This is a genomic window from Pseudomonas sp. MD195_PC81_125, assembly GCF_014060985.1.
GTDB classification, from domain to species: domain Bacteria; phylum Pseudomonadota; class Gammaproteobacteria; order Pseudomonadales; family Pseudomonadaceae; genus Aquipseudomonas; species Aquipseudomonas parakoreensis.
Genome location: NZ_JABULD010000684.1, coordinates 1 through 694, shown reverse-complemented (window position 1 = coordinate 694; position 694 = coordinate 1). Strand labels below are relative to the sequence as shown.

Annotated in this window: 1 protein-coding gene; it reads left to right on the top strand. The window is 60.1% G+C overall.

The window, feature by feature from the left end; genetic code table 11:
* Positions 1-140: 140 nt before the first annotated feature.
* Positions 141-629: a GFA family protein gene (locus tag HT737_RS26910; protein WP_047293648.1), complete on the top strand. Its 489-nt coding sequence runs from the start codon at positions 141-143 to the stop codon at positions 627-629.
* Positions 630-694 lie beyond the last annotated feature (65 nt).

The window sequence follows — 694 nt, the reverse complement described above, 5'->3', positions numbered from 1 at the left end:
CACAGGTTTTTGTGTCGAACGGCAAAGTCGCGCACACCAAAAAATCCACTGTGGGAGCTGGCTTGCCAGCGATGGCGTCGGCACATTCACACAATTCTTCTAGGCTCATTCAAACCCATCCAGCCAACCGGAGGCCCCTCATGCACCTCGAAGGCTCCTGCCACTGCGGCGCCGTCACCTTCAGCCTGACCAGCGCCCATCCCTATCCCTATCAACGCTGCTACTGCTCGATCTGCCGCAAGACCCAGGGCGGTGGCGGTTACGCGATCAACCTGGGTGGCGACGCGGCCAGCCTCAAGGTTCAGGGGCGCAAGCACATCAGCATCTACCACGCGAAGATGAAGGACGAAGGTGACAAACGTGCCCATCGCAGCACAGCCGAACGGCATTTCTGCTCACAGTGCGGCAGCGGTTTATGGTTGTTCAGCCCTGAGTGGCCGGAGCTGATTCACCCGTTCGCCTCGGCCATCGATACGCCGCTGCCGGTGCCGCCGCAACACACGCATTTGATGCTGGGGTCGAAGGCGCCTTGGGTCGAAGTGGATGCCAAGCCCAAGGACAAACAGTTTGCGGTGTATCCCGAAGAGTCGATTGCGCAGTGGCATGAGCGCTTGGGGCTGGTCAAATGAGCATGGATTTGCGCTGGCTTTGATGGCCCAATCGCTGGCAAGCCAGCTCCCACAGGTTCCTCGGC